Origin of the sequence: Caballeronia sp. M1242, assembly GCF_017220215.1 — a bacterium.
In the GTDB taxonomy this organism is placed as follows: Bacteria; Pseudomonadota; Gammaproteobacteria; order Burkholderiales; family Burkholderiaceae; genus Caballeronia.
This window is the reverse complement of sequence record NZ_CP071129.1, coordinates 636,168-648,847: the sequence shown is the minus strand read 5'-3', so window position 1 is coordinate 648,847 and position 12,680 is coordinate 636,168. Positions and strand designations below refer to the sequence as shown.

Annotated in this window: 13 protein-coding genes and 1 riboswitch; of the genes, 5 read left to right on the top strand and 8 right to left on the bottom strand. The window is 67.6% G+C overall.

Annotated features, from left to right (window positions below):
• Positions 1-34 precede the first annotated feature (34 nt).
• Complete coding sequence (locus tag JYK05_RS02980; protein WP_206467730.1) at positions 35-661, bottom strand: ParA family protein; 627 nt, start codon at positions 659-661, stop codon at positions 35-37.
• A gap of 177 nt (positions 662-838) precedes the next feature.
• On the opposite strand from JYK05_RS02980, the gene JYK05_RS02975 reads away from it, so the two are divergent.
• Positions 839-1,255, top strand: a complete 417-nt coding sequence (locus tag JYK05_RS02975; RefSeq protein ID WP_175939698.1) for a PaaI family thioesterase — start codon at positions 839-841, stop codon at positions 1,253-1,255.
• A 5-nt stretch (positions 1,256-1,260) separates the two neighbouring features.
• Here JYK05_RS02975 and JYK05_RS02970 read toward each other — a convergent pair whose 3' ends face one another.
• Positions 1,261-2,733 carry a cobyric acid synthase gene (locus tag JYK05_RS02970; protein ID WP_206467729.1) on the bottom strand — a complete coding sequence of 491 codons (1,473 nt, stop codon included), beginning with the start codon at positions 2,731-2,733 and terminating at the stop codon, positions 1,261-1,263.
• Positions 2,734-2,789: 56 nt separating this feature from the next.
• On the opposite strand from JYK05_RS02970, the gene cobU reads away from it, so the two are divergent.
• The 4 genes from cobU to JYK05_RS02950 are packed head-to-tail and all read left to right on the top strand — an operon-like array spanning position 2,790 to position 6,171.
• Complete coding sequence (gene cobU, locus JYK05_RS02965; protein ID WP_175939696.1) at positions 2,790-3,338, top strand: bifunctional adenosylcobinamide kinase/adenosylcobinamide-phosphate guanylyltransferase; 549 nt, start codon at positions 2,790-2,792, stop codon at positions 3,336-3,338.
• A 13-nt stretch (positions 3,339-3,351) separates the two neighbouring features.
• The gene (gene cbiB, locus JYK05_RS02960; RefSeq protein ID WP_206467728.1) at positions 3,352-4,293 is read left to right on the top strand and encodes an adenosylcobinamide-phosphate synthase CbiB; all 942 of its coding nucleotides are present in this window, start codon (positions 3,352-3,354) and stop codon (positions 4,291-4,293) included.
• Positions 4,286-5,281 carry a threonine-phosphate decarboxylase CobD gene (gene cobD / locus JYK05_RS02955; protein ID WP_206467727.1) on the top strand — a complete coding sequence of 332 codons (996 nt, stop codon included), beginning with the start codon at positions 4,286-4,288 and terminating at the stop codon, positions 5,279-5,281. Before cbiB ends, cobD begins: the two co-directional genes overlap by 8 nt.
• Positions 5,278-6,171, top strand: a complete 894-nt coding sequence (locus JYK05_RS02950; RefSeq protein WP_175939693.1) for a cobalamin-binding protein — start codon at positions 5,278-5,280, stop codon at positions 6,169-6,171. Before cobD ends, JYK05_RS02950 begins: the two co-directional genes overlap by 4 nt.
• 7 nt (positions 6,172-6,178) lie before the next feature.
• On the opposite strand, the gene cobC is transcribed toward JYK05_RS02950, so the two are convergent.
• Genes cobC through JYK05_RS02920 form a run of 6 tightly spaced genes read right to left on the bottom strand, consistent with a single transcriptional unit; the run spans position 6,179 to position 12,242 of the window.
• The gene (gene cobC / locus JYK05_RS02945; RefSeq protein WP_206467726.1) at positions 6,179-6,748 is read right to left on the bottom strand and encodes an alpha-ribazole phosphatase; all 570 of its coding nucleotides are present in this window, start codon (positions 6,746-6,748) and stop codon (positions 6,179-6,181) included.
• Complete coding sequence (locus JYK05_RS02940; RefSeq protein WP_206467725.1) at positions 6,733-7,494, bottom strand: adenosylcobinamide-GDP ribazoletransferase; 762 nt, start codon at positions 7,492-7,494, stop codon at positions 6,733-6,735. Before JYK05_RS02940 ends, cobC begins: the two co-directional genes overlap by 16 nt.
• 1 nt (position 7,495) lies before the next feature.
• Complete coding sequence (cobT, locus tag JYK05_RS02935) at positions 7,496-8,548, bottom strand: nicotinate-nucleotide--dimethylbenzimidazole phosphoribosyltransferase (protein ID WP_206467724.1); 1,053 nt, start codon at positions 8,546-8,548, stop codon at positions 7,496-7,498.
• Positions 8,549-8,560: 12 nt separating this feature from the next.
• Positions 8,561-9,340, bottom strand: coding sequence for an ABC transporter ATP-binding protein (locus JYK05_RS02930; protein ID WP_206467723.1), 780 nt, complete (start codon positions 9,338-9,340; stop codon positions 8,561-8,563).
• Positions 9,337-10,335 (bottom strand): iron ABC transporter permease, encoded by a 999-nt coding sequence (locus JYK05_RS02925; protein ID WP_206468191.1) that lies wholly within the window; start codon positions 10,333-10,335, stop codon positions 9,337-9,339. Before JYK05_RS02925 ends, JYK05_RS02930 begins: the two co-directional genes overlap by 4 nt.
• A 35-nt stretch (positions 10,336-10,370) precedes the next feature.
• On the bottom strand, positions 10,371-12,242 hold the full coding sequence (locus tag JYK05_RS02920) for a TonB-dependent receptor domain-containing protein (RefSeq protein ID WP_206467722.1): 1,872 nt from the start codon (positions 12,240-12,242) through the stop codon (positions 10,371-10,373).
• A gap of 84 nt (positions 12,243-12,326) precedes the next feature.
• Positions 12,327-12,622, bottom strand: a riboswitch (cobalamin riboswitch).
• Positions 12,623-12,680 lie beyond the last annotated feature (58 nt).

Sequence of the window (12,680 nt, the reverse complement as noted above, 5' to 3'; positions counted from 1 at the left end):
AAGCCGGCGCATCCGTCATGGAGCGCCGGCTTTTTCATTTCTTCTGCGCCCAGTCGATGATCGGCTGCCACTGCTCCAGGTCTTTCTCGACGCGGCTTTGCGCGACATCCCAGATGGTGAGACCGTGCGCGGCGAGCTGCACGTAGTTCTGCGTGTCGCGCAGAAACGCCAGCACCGGCAGATCGAGCCCTTCCACGAAACGATGCAGCTGGTCTGCCGAGCGCGTGCGCGCATCGACGCGCATGCCGACCACGCCTACCTGAATCGAGCCTTTGCGCACCGCCTTTTCCTTCGCCAGCTTCGCGAGAAAGTCCTGCGTCGCGAGAATGTCGAACATGGACGGCTGCAACGGCACGATGACCTTGTCGGCCAGTTGCAGCGCGAGCGCGAGCCGGTTGCCGTGCACGCCGGCCGGTGTATCGACGATGGCTTTTTCCAGACCTTTCGGCGGCTTCGTAGGGGCATCGGGATTCACGCCCCATTCCTCGATTTTTGGCAGGGTGTCGACGCGCAGCGAAAGCCAGCCGTGCGCCGAGCGCTGTTTGTCGAGATCGGCGAGCGCGACCCATTCGCCGTTCGCGGCGAAATAGCCTGCCAGGTTCGTTGCGAGCGTGCTCTTGCCGACGCCGCCTTTCGGATTTGCCACCACGATCACGGTCATGGAATGTCCTGATATTTGTACGGCGCGCGAGAAAGTGCGGAAGCCGCGCGCACGGTTTCGTCGTTATAGAACGGATACATGATTCGAGCCGTTGATAATATCGGCAAACGACACGCGCGGCACGCTGGCCGGTTGGCCAATGGCGCGCGCTTTCTCTACTCGACCGGATGACCGCTCATGCCCCTTCGCCCCGACGTCACGCTCGATTTCCTGCGCAACCGCCAGAAAGGCCGTCTGCCCGATCTGCTCGGCATCCAGTTGCTTTCGCTCGATGAAGGCGCCCTCACCGGTGAACTCGTGATTCGCCCGGAACTGCTCGCGCCGAACGGCTTTCTGCACGCGGCGACCGTCGTCGGGCTCGCGGATACGTGCTGCGGCTACGCATGCATCGCGCATCTGCCGGAGAAGGCGCAGAACTTCACGACGCTCGAACTCAAGAGCAACCACGTTTCGACGGCGCGCGAGGGGAAGATCGTCGCGAAGGCGAGCGCCGTGCATCTCGGACGCAGCACGCACGTCTGGGACGCGACGGTGACGAACGGCGACGGCAAGCTGATCGCGATGTTTCGGTGTACGCAGATGATTTTGTATTGACGCGTTCAGGCGAACAACGCCGCCACCGCATCCAGATCGAGCGACTTCGCGAACGCATCCGCGAGCCGCTCCAGCGACGCCTCGCGCAGCGCGGGATAGTCGAGCGGCACGGCATCATCGACGCCCGCCCACGCGAGCAGCGCGGCGCAGGCTTCGGGCGTATCGAAGACGCCGTGCAGATACGTCGCGGCGATTTGTCGATCGTCCGATACGGCGCCATCGACGCGCCCCGAATCCAGCGCGACCAAAGGCCGGTCCAGCGCCGCGCCGCTCGTGCGGCCCATGTGAATCTCGTAGCCGCGCACGGGCGCTTTCATCGTGCCGATCAGGAGCCGTCCAGTGACGTTCTCCAGCTGCTTCTGCGGCGTGAGCACCGTGTACAGATCGAGCAGGCCGAGACCCGCAACACGCCCCGCCGCGCTTTCCACGCCATCCGGATCGTCGATCTCGCGGCCGAGCATCTGCATGCCGCCGCAAATACCGAGCACTTTCCCGCCGTATCGAAGATGCCGGGTAATCGCGCGATCCCAGCCGTGCTCGCGCAGCCACGCGAGATCGCGCTGCACGCTTTTCGACCCCGGCAGCACGATCAGATCCGCAGGCGGCGGCGCGACGCCCGCGCGCACATACTCGAAATCGACCTGCGGATGCGCCCGCAGCGCGTCGAAGTCCGTGTGATTGCTGATGCGCGGCAACGCGGGCACGATCACCTTCAGCGCCGTGCTTTCGCTCGGCGTATGGGAATCACGCGGCAGCATGTCTTCGGCATCGAGCGTGAGGCCGTGCAGATACCGCAGCACGCCGAGCACGGGCTTGCCAGTCTGCGCTTCGAGCCAGTTGAGCCCCGGCTTCAAGAGGCCGATATCGCCGCGAAACCGGTTGATGACGAAGCCGCGCACGCGCGCCCGCTCGCTCTCCGACAAGCACGCGAGCGTGCCGACGAGATGCGCGAACACGCCGCCGCGATCGATGTCCGCCACCAGCACCACCGGACAATCGACGCGCTCGGCGAAGCCCATGTTCGCGATATCGCGGTCGCGCAAGTTGATTTCGGCGGGACTGCCCGCGCCTTCCACGATCACCGCGTCGAAGTCGGCCTGCAAGCGCGCGTAGGACTGCAAGACGGCATCGAAGGCAATGCTCTTGTACGCGTGGTAAGCGCGCGCGTCGAGATTGGCGTGCGCGTGGCCGTGGATGATGACCTGCGCGCCGCGATCGCTCGTCGGCTTGAGCAGCACCGGATTGAAGTCGATGCGCGCCGGCACGCCCGCCGCCACCGCCTGCAACGCCTGCGCGCGGCCGATCTCACCGCCGTCAATCGTCACCGCGCTGTTGAGCGCCATGTTCTGCGGCTTGAACGGCGCGACGCGCGCGCCGCCGCGCCGCGCGAGACGGCACAGGCCCGCGACGAGCGTGCTCTTGCCGGCATCGGAGGTGGTGCCCTGAATCATCAACGTGCCGCGCGGAGTGAAGGGCATCGGAGGATTCCCATGAAGAACGACGCGCTATCTTAGCCCGTCAGTACAATATTGCGATGATCCCCGACATCACGTTCATCCTCGGCGGCGCCCGCTCCGGCAAGAGCGCGCACGCCGAACGCCTCGCCGACGAAAGCGGCCTGCCCGTCACCTACATCGCGACGGCGCGTATCGGCGATGCCGAGTTCGCCGAGCGCGTGCGGCATCATCGCTTGCGCCGGCCCGCGCACTGGACGCTCGTCGAAGCGCCGCTCGACCTCGCGGGCGCGTTGCGCGAGGCGGATCGCGCGGGACGGTGCGTGCTGATCGACTGCCTCACGCTCTGGCTCGCCAACTTGCTCTGTCCTCCCGATTCCTCCTTCGACGAGCCCGCCACGCTGCCGCCCGCCGCCACCCAAGCATTCGATGCCTTCGACCGCGCCCTCGCCGATGCGCGCGGCAAGGTCATCGTCGTGAGCAACGAGATCGGGCTCGGCGTGGTGCCGCTCGGCTCGGTCACGCGCCTTTACGTGGACGAGCTCGGCCGGCTCAATCAGCGCGTCGCGGCCGCCAGCACGCGCGCCATGTTGATGGTCGCGGGCCTGCCGCTCGCGCTCAAAGGCTGAAGGGCGGAACGTCATGCTTCTTCTTTCCGTCTACGCGATGTCGCTGCTCGCCGTGCTCGGCGTGATCGTCGATCGCATCGTCGGCGAGCCGCGCGGGCGGCATCCGCTCGTCGCGTTCGGCCAGTTCGCGACGAAGCTCGAGGCGCGGCTCAACACGGGGCGTCGCGCGCGGCCGGCGGGGATTCTCGCGTGGATCGTCGCGGTCGCGCCGCCTGTTTGCATCGCGTGGCTCGTCGTGAGCGTGCTGCCGTTCGCGTACGCATGCATCGTTCACGTGATGCTGCTGTGGTTCGCGCTCGGCGCAAAGAGCCTGCGCGAACACATCGCGCCGATCGCGCGGGCGCTCAGTCTCGGCGATCTCGACAGCGCGAGAACGCTCACGTCGCGCATCGTGTCGCGCGATACGTCGCAGGCGGACGAGCTGGCGTTGTCGCGCGCGGCGGTCGAATCGGCGCTGGAGAACGGCAACGACGCCATCTTCGGCGCGCTCTTCTGGTTCGCGATCGCGGGCGGTCCCGGCGCGCTCGCGTTCCGCCTTGCGAACACGCTCGACGCGATGTGGGGTTATCGCACGCCGCGCTATCTGCGCTTCGGCTGGGCGGCGGCGCGCTTCGACGACGTGCTCAACTTCGTTCCCGCGCGTCTCACGGCCGCGAGCTACGCGCTCACCGGCGACACCGGCATGGCGTGGCATTGCTGGCGCACGCAGGCGCGTTCGTGGGACAGTCCGAACGCCGGCCCGGTGATGGCCGCGGGCGCGGGCAGCCTGAACGTGCTGATCGGCGGCGCGGCGATCTATCACGGCGTGCTCGAAGCGCGGCCGACGCTCGGCGCGGGCCATAACGCGACGCCACGGCATGTCGTGGCGGCGCTGCGGCTCATCGACCGTTCGGTGCTGCTGTGGCTCGCCGTGTTTCTGGTCCTCCCCATCCTGAGTGTGACGACGAATGCCTGATCCGATTCCGCACGGCGGCAATTTGCGCTACGCCGCGCGCCGCTATTCGATACCGCTCGACGACTGGCTCGACCTCTCGACGGGCATCAATCCGCGCGGCTATCCGGTGCCGCCCGTGCCGCCGGACGCCTGGCGACGCCTGCCCGAAGACGACGACGGCGTCGCCGATTGCGCCGCGCGTTACTACGGCGCGCCGCTCGCGCTGCCGGTGGCGGGCTCGCAAGCGGCGATCCGCGCGCTGCCGTATCTGCTCGATCGCGGCACGGTGGGCGTCGCGCCGCTGACGTACGGCGAATATGCGCCGGCGTTCGCGCGCGCGGGGCATCGCGTCGTGCCGCTCGATATCGCTTGCGCGGAGTTGCCTGCGTCGCTCGATCACGTGATCGTCGCCAATCCGAATAACCCGACGGCCGAGCGGCTCGACCGGGAGACACTGCTGCGCTGGCACGCGCGGCTGGCTTCGCGCGGCGGCACGCTGATGGTCGATGAAGCGTTCGCCGACGCCGATCCCGCCGCGTCGCTCGCCAGTGACACCGCCCGCGATGGTCTCATCGTGCTGCGTTCGGTCGGCAAGTTCTTCGGGCTCGCGGGCATCCGCGCGGGCTTCGTGCTGGCCGCGCCCGCGTCGCTCGACGCACTGCGCGACATGCTGGGCGCGTGGACGGTCGGCGGGCCGGCGCGGCATGCGGTGATGGCCGCCTTTGCCGATCATGCGTGGCAGGCGGAGACGCGCGAGCGTTTGCAGCGCGACGGCGCGCGACTCGCTGCAATCCTCGCGCGACATGGGTTCGAGGTGCGCGGCACGCCGTTGTTCGCATGGACGCAAACGCCGCGGGCGCGGTCGCTGCAACACGAACTGGCGATGCGCGGAATCTGGACGCGGCTGTTCGAGCCGTCCGATATGACGCCGAGTGTGCGCATCGGTTTGCCGGGCAGCGAAGGCGATTGGGCGCGGCTCGAACGGGCGCTTGCGGAGATCGTCGGATGAACGTACGGCTGTATCTTTGCGCATGCGCCGCCCTCTTCGCGATGAATCACGCGCACGCGTCCATAACCGTCACTGACGACACGGGCGCTCCCGTCACGCTGCCTGCGCCCGCGACGCGCGTCGTGAGTCTCGCGCCGCACGTCACCGAGTTGCTGTTTGCGGCGGGCGGCGGCGCGCGCATCGTCGGCACGGTGAGCTATAGCGATTATCCGAAGGAAGCGCAGTCGATCCCGCGCGTCGGCGACAACAAGGCGCTCGATCTCGAGCGAATCGTCGCGCTGCATCCGGATCTGATCGTCGTGTGGCGGCATGGCAATGCGGCGCGTCAGACGGATAAGCTCAAGGCGCTCGGCATCCCGCTCTTCTTCAGCGAGCCGAAGCACCTCGCCGATATTCCCGCGAGCATCGACAAGCTGGGCGCGCTGCTCGGCACGGAAGACACGGCGCGCGCCGCATCGACGGCTTTCACTCGCGATATCGCGGCACTGCGCGCGCAGTACGCGCAACTGCCGCCGGTGCGCGTGTTCTATCAGGTCTGGGACGATCCGCTGATGACGCTCAATCGCGACAATGTGTTCAGCGAAGTGATCGCACTATGCGGCGGCGTGAACGTGTTCGCTGCCGAAGCGCCGCGCGTGCCGACCGTTTCGACCGAAGCCGTGCTCGCGGCGAACCCCGAAGCGATCGTGACCGCGACGCCCGGCGCGACGAAGCCCGAGCGCCCGTTGCCCGCGCTCGACCGGTGGAAGCAATGGACGTCGCTGACGGCGGTCGCGCATGGCAATTTGTTCGGCATCGACGGCGATCTGATCAATCGGCCGACACCGCGTCTTGCGCTCGGCGCGGCGCAGCTTTGTCGTGATCTGGATTTGGCGCGGAAGCGGCGTTAGCAAAGCGCTACACATTCCACCGCACGAGCCCCCACCCCATATCAAACCGCCGAAGCTGCACGATCCCACCGAACGCGAGCGGCCATTGCAACACGCTCGCCCGATCTACGCGCAGCAGATACGCCGCGAGCACCCGCACCACGCCCGCGTGCGCGACCACATGCACCGCATTCGACGCGTTCGCGCACGTCTCATCGAACCAATTCGTCAGGCGCTCGCTGAACTGCGCGAGACTTTCCCCGCCGTGCGGACGCGCGTGCTCGATATCGGCGGCCCACGCGTCGATGAGCGTGCGGTCGATATCGTTCCACGCGCGGCCTTCCCATGCGCCGAAATGCAGTTCGGAGAGCCGCGTGTCGATGCGGGCCGCGCCGAGCGCCTCGGCCAGCAAAGCGCATCGACGCAAAGGACTCGTGTGCCATCCATCGACGCATGCGGGAACATCGAGCGAACGCATGCGCGCGTCGATTTCATGCGCCGAAGCGCGCGCATCGCGGGCAAGCGGCACATCGGTTTGCCCGTAGCACGTGCCTTCATCGACCGCGACGGCCGGGTGACGAATCAATACGAGGTCCATGCGAGCCCGACGAGATAGATCGCGATTTCGAAAACCTGCTGCGCGCAGCCGAGGCAATCGCCCGTATAACCACCGATGCGCCGCACGAAGTACCGCCCCGCGACCGCGCGCAGCAACCCGAGCACGGCAATCGCGACGCAGGCGAACGTCCAACCGAAGCACAAGAGCCACGGCAAACCGAAGAGCATCGCGGTCGCGAAGGACATCGCGCTCATGCGCTGCGCGACCGGCTTCGCCTTGCCTTCGGCGCGCACGTAATCGAGCGTCAGGAGATAGCTGATCGCGAACGCACGGCTTGCGGCGTGCGCCGCGATCATCAGACCTACTGCACGCATCGGCGACAACGCGGCGAGGCTTTGCCATTTCAGCGCAAGCGCGATGACGAGCGCAATCGCGCCAAACGCGCCGATGCGCGAATCGTGCATGATGCGCAGCACGTCGTCGCGCGTGTAGCCTCCGCCGAAGGCATCGGCGCAATCGGCGAGTCCGTCTTCGTGGAAAGCGCCGGTGAGGGCAAGCGTCGCGGCCATCGAAAGCAGCACCGCAATGCCTGCGGGAAACACGCGCAGCGCGGCGAGATACACGAGCGCCGCGACGCCGCCGACCATCGCGCCGACGAGCGGAAAGTAGCGCGCCGCCGCGTTCAGATAGTCGCGCTCGAAGCCGACCCAGCGCGGCACCGGCACGCGCGTGAAATAGCCGAGCGCGGTAAAGAAATAGCGCAGTTCGTCGAGCGGCCGGTTCATGTCAGGCTTGTTTGTTCGAGACGCCCGCCGCATCGAAGCTCGCCATCTCATCGACGAAAGCCACGGCCGCGCGCAGGATCGGCAGCGCCAGCGCCGCGCCCGTGCCTTCGCCCAGACGCATGTCGAGTTGCAAGAGCGGCGCGGCGTTCAGATGCGCGAGCATGCGCTGATGCCCCGCTTCGTTCGATGCATGCGCGAACACGCAATACTCGCGCGCGTCCGGCGCGATTCGCGACGCGACGAGCAGCGCGGACGTCGCGATAAAGCCATCGACGAGAATGGTCAGGCGCGCTTCTGCCGCCGCGAGATACGCGCCCGTCATCATCGCGATTTCGAAGCCGCCGAACGTGGCGAGCGTGTCGATCGCGTCGCCGCTCGCCGCATGGGATGCGAGCGCGCGCCCGAGCACGTCGCGTTTGTGCGCGAGGCCGCGATCGTCGAGGCCCGTGCCACGGCCGACGCATTCGTCGATAGGCAGCGCGCACAAGCGGCTCATCAGACACGCCGCCGCCGACGTGTTCGCAATGCCCATTTCGCCGAAGCCGATCACGTTCGTCCCGAGCGACGCGTGGTGTCGCACGCGCGCCGCGCCCCGCGCGATGCCTTCGAGCGCCGTCTCGCGCGACATGGCCGGTTCGCGCGCGAAGTTGCGCGTGCCGAGACCCAGCGACAAGCGCTCGTAGCCGTGATCGACCGGAATCGGCGTCGCGACGCCCGCATCGACCACTTCGAGCGCCATGCCGACCGAGCGCGACAACGCATTGATCGCCGCGCCGCCCGCCAGAAAATTCGCGACCATCTGCGCCGTCACTTCCTGCGGATACGGGCTCACGCCTTCGGCCGCGATGCCGTGATCGCCCGCGAAGACGATCATCGCGGGACGCTCGATGCGCGGCTTCGTCGTCTGCTGGATCAATCCCATTTGCAGCGCGAGCGTTTCGAGCCGGCCAAGGCTGCCGGGCGGCTTCGTCTTCATGTCGATGATGCGGCGCAGCTCCGGTTCGATGCTGCGATCGAGCGGGCTAGGCTTGGGCAGCGCGTGGGCAGTGGACATCGGCGTTCCTCGTCAGAAAGGGTGAAGCGAAGGCACGAGCGCTTCGTGCTCGCCATCGCGGATCAAGACCAGCGGATAGCCGAACGCCGCGCTCGCGCGCGCGGGCGTCAGCACGTCGGCGACAGGACCGACATGCGCGCCGCCCTTGCCGTCGAGCAAGAGCGCATGCGTGGCGAAGCGGCGCGCGAGATTCAGGTCGTGGCACGAAAAGACGATCGCGCGTCCCTCGTCGCGCGCGGCGGCGGCGAGCGCATGCAGGCAGTCGATCTGATGATGCAGGTCCAGATGCGCGAGCGGTTCGTCGAGCAGCAAGAGCGGCGCTTGCTGACACAGCGCGGCGGCAAGCGCCACGCGCTGCCTTTCGCCGCCCGACAACGTGAGCACGTCGCGCGAAGCCAGGTCGGCGAGACCGAGCGCATCGAGGGCGGCATGCGCGGCGGCGCGGTCGTCTTCGCTCTCCCAGCCCCAGCCCGTCAGATACGGAAAGCGGTTGAGCAGCACGGTGTCGAGCACGGTCGCGCTGAAGGCATCGTGCGTGCTTTGCGGCATCAGCGCGCGTTCGCGCGCGAGGTCCGCCGCGCGCCACGACGCGAGCGCGCGGCCGCCGAGCGTGATCGCGCCCGAGGCCGGCTTCGCGAGTCCCGCGAGCACGCCGATGAGCGTGGTCTTGCCCGCGCCGTTCGGCCCGGCGATACACCAGACTTCGCCCGCCGCGATGGTCGCAGAGAGGCCATCGACGAGCGTTCGGGCGCCCGCGCGCAACACGAGATTGTCGATCGAGAGCGGCTTCATCGCGGCCTTCGCAGCAGCATCCACAAGAACATCGGCACGCCGATCAGCGCCGTGACCACGCCGACCGGCAACTGCGCCGGCGCGATGACCGTGCGCGCGGCGAGGTCCGCGCTCATCACGGCGAGCCCGCCCGCGAGCGCGGCGGCAGGCACGAGCATGCGCTGGTCGTTGCCGAACGCGAGCCGCAGCAGATGCGGCACCACGAGCCCCACGAAGCCGATAGTCCCCGCCGTCGTGACGGCCGCCGCCGCCGCGAGCGATGCCACGAGATACACGCGCAGCCGCACGCGTTCCACCGGCACGCCGAGCGAACGCGCCGTGGCTTCGCCGCGCAGCAGCACGTTCAGTTGCGGCGCGCACGGCACGATCAACGCGAGCGCCACGCCGAGCGCGACCATCGCGGGCCACGGCGTCGATGCGCCGTTGAGGTCGCCGGTCAGCCAGAAGATCATGCCGCGCAGCCGGTTCTCGGGCGCCACGCTGAGTATCAGCGTGATGAGCGCGCCCCAGCCCGCCGCGACCACGACGCCCGTGAGCAAGAGCCGTGGCGATGCGTCCTGTTCGCCGTGCCACACGTGCGTGCGCGCGAGTCCGAGCACCAGAACGATGGATGCGAGCGCGCCCGCGCACGCGGCGAGATCCACGCCCCACCACGGCATCGACGCGAGCATCGCCGGAAGTGCGAACGCCGCCGCGCCGCCGGAGACGCCAAGCACGTAGGGTTCAGCGAGCGGATTGCGCAGCAGCACTTGCAGCAGCGCCCCGGCGAGCGCGAGCAGCGCGCCCGACGCGAAGCCCGCGAGCGCGCGCGGCAATCGCAGGTTCAGCACGATTTCATCGGCGATATCGGGCGTGGCCGCATGCGCATGCAGCAGCGCGGCGATGGCGCGTGATGGCGGCAGCGCGACGCTTCCGAGCGCGAGCGACGCCGCTAGCACGCCAAGGGCCGCCGCCGCGAGCGCGAGCCAGATCGCGGCGGCGCGCGTTGCGTGCATCGCCTTCATCGGGCGGCGCGCGTCAGCGGCGTGGCTCACGACGGATGCCAGCCGATCGTGACGTAAGCGCCGCGACGCGGCGTGTTGTACGAGTAAGCCAGTTCATAGTTGCGGTCGAACAGGTTATCGATGCGCGCATTTACGTACCACGACTTCGTGATGTCGTATTGCGCCGAAAGATTGACGACGCCGTAGCCCGCGAGCGTGGAATCGTAATCGCTGCGCGCGCCGCTCACGATCCACTCGCCGCCCACGCGCCAGCGCCCGATCGACCGATGCGCCGACAGCGACGCAAAGCGCCTTGCGCGACGCGTGAGGTCTTCGTGATTCGTCTCGTCGACGGGGTTCTGGAACGTCACGCTCGCGCGCACGTCGGTTGCGCCCACGTGTCCCGCCCACGATCCCTCGACGCCCTGCACCTTCGCGCGCCCGACGTTCTGCGCGGTATAGAAGCCGCTGCTGTCGCCCACGTAGTCGATCAGATTCGAATAGCGCGTCTCGAACGCCGTCACGCGCACCACGCCGATCTGGTCCGATGCGTACTGCAACGCGGCCTCGGCCGAATGGCTGCGCTCCGGCTGTATCGACGGATTGCCGCTGAACGGATAGTAGAGATCGTCGAAGCTCGGCGCGCGAAACGCCGCCGCGTAGCTCGCGCTCGCGCGCCAGTGCGAATCGAAGTTGTACGTGTAGCCCAGATAGTAGCTGTTCGCGCCGCCGAAGTCGGAATACTGGTCGCGGCGCACGTTGGCCTGCACTTCGCTCGGACCGAAGCGGCCGACATAGCCCGCGAAGACCGAGTTCACATGCCGGTCGGGCGCGCTGAACTGGTCCGAATCGAGCGACTGGTCGAGATGCTCGTAGCCGAACATCAGCTTGTGCGCCTCGGTGAGGCGGAAGTCGTTTTGCCACAGATACTGATGATTCTCCGAGTCGAAGCGGCTCGTATAGACGCCGTTGTGTTCGATGTTCGCGCGGTCTTGCCCCTGCGCGACGGTGAAGTGCGTCGTCCAGTTGTCGGTGAGCTTGCCGTTCGCGAATACCGACGCCGAGCGCACGCGATCATGCGATTCATTGAGATCGGTCGGCACGCCGTACGGATCGTCGAAGCTGTTCACGCCGTTCGATTGCAGAAAGCGCACGCCTGCGTCCCACTTGTCGCTGAACTTGTGGCGCAGCGTCGCGGCGACGCTTTCGTTCAGATAACCGTTCGCGTTCGGATTCGCGGCGGGCGCGAGCGCGGGATCGATCGCCGAGAAACCGTCGGTCTTCTCGCGCGAGACGTTCACGCTGAACGTGGTGCGGCCCTCGGCATCGAGCGCGCCGTCGACGCCCGCCGACTGCCGCTGCGTGTGATAGCTGCCGTATTCGGCTTCGAAGTGAAAGCGCGGCGGATGTGCTTCGCCCTCCTTCGTGAAAATCTGCACGACGCCGCCGATCGCGTTCGATCCATATAGCGCCGACACGTTGCCGTTGACCACTTCGACGCGGCCGGTCTGATCGAGCATCAGTTGCGACAACTGCGCCGCGCCGAGCGACACCGATTCAACGCGCACGCCGTCGATCAGCACGAGCGACTGCGTCGACGACGCGCCGCGTATGAACACGCCCGAGGTCGCGCCCGGCCCGCCGTTGCGCGTGATCTGCACGCCGGGCGCAAGCGCGATGAGCCCGAGCACATCGTTTGCATTGCTGTCGGCGATGTCCTGCGCGTCGAAGAGCGTCGCCTGCGGGATGGAATCGGCGAGCGGTTGCGCGCCGCGCGTCGCCGTGACGACGACGGGCGCGAGTGTCTGCGACGGAGAATCGGAATCGGCGTGCGCGACCTGGACAAGCGGCGCACTCGCGGCGGCGCACATCACGACGCGCGCCGCGCGACGAATGAGGCCCGACGAAGGCAAGAGCATGGGTGAAGCGTTTCCGTTGGAGACTGGCGCGTGCCCCGCTCCCCGCGAAGTCTGTGCGCGACGCACGCGCCGACTTGCAAAGCATCGGCGCGCTGGACGATTGGCCGGTATCCGGGCTGGCGACGCATCGTCCCGCCTTCCCGCGCTTCGAAGCGCAGTGGCGCCGACACGTTTCTTGCAGTCGCGAGTCCGATGGCAAACGACCACGGAGCAACACGAAGAAACGCGCGAGGGACGACTTGCAACTTGCGTTGCGGTCGCTTACCGTTGCGGGGGCAGCACAGGTTGGCGAGCCGCGCGAGGCGAGACAGCGCTTCCTGTTTCCCGTTTGACTGCGCCGCAAGAAAGGCGGCGCGAGCACCAAAAGTGCGGCAAGTGTAGGAGCGCGCATGGGGGCCGTCAAGAAGGCGCGCGCCCGTCATCGCGAGGCTTGAGCGA